Below are 317 nucleotides of genomic sequence, written 5' to 3'. Positions count from 1 at the left end.
TTTTCAGGAATAACTCCGATATATTCACTCCATTTCATTTTCGAAATAGTTTCGGCACAAGATTTAGTTCTTTCTTTTTCTTTTTCCATAAATGAGTTAGAAATTGTTCCTAATTTTCGAAGCTCATTAAAATATGGTTCATAATCTACTAAACAACTATCATTTTTTCCTTCTGTAACAACAAAATCTATTGGAATTTCGGATTTTATATCATTAGTGTTTTTAATATACCAATTATGGAAAGATAAGGCTACGCTTTCAATTTCCTTTTCAGTTTCTGTCAGTTCTTTTTTCTTCGTGTTTGATTCCGAATTAGC

General features: G+C 29.0%; 1 protein-coding gene. It reads right to left on the bottom strand.

Annotated elements, in window-relative coordinates:
• The coding region (locus HNV10_RS17125) for a hypothetical protein (protein ID WP_173302689.1) at window positions 1-317 on the bottom strand (317 nt) is incomplete at both ends.

The organism is Winogradskyella litoriviva (assembly GCF_013249065.1).
Classification (GTDB): domain Bacteria; phylum Bacteroidota; class Bacteroidia; order Flavobacteriales; family Flavobacteriaceae; genus Winogradskyella; species Winogradskyella litoriviva.
The sequence above is the reverse complement of the archived record's forward strand: the minus strand, read 5'-3'. Positions and strand labels throughout refer to the sequence as shown.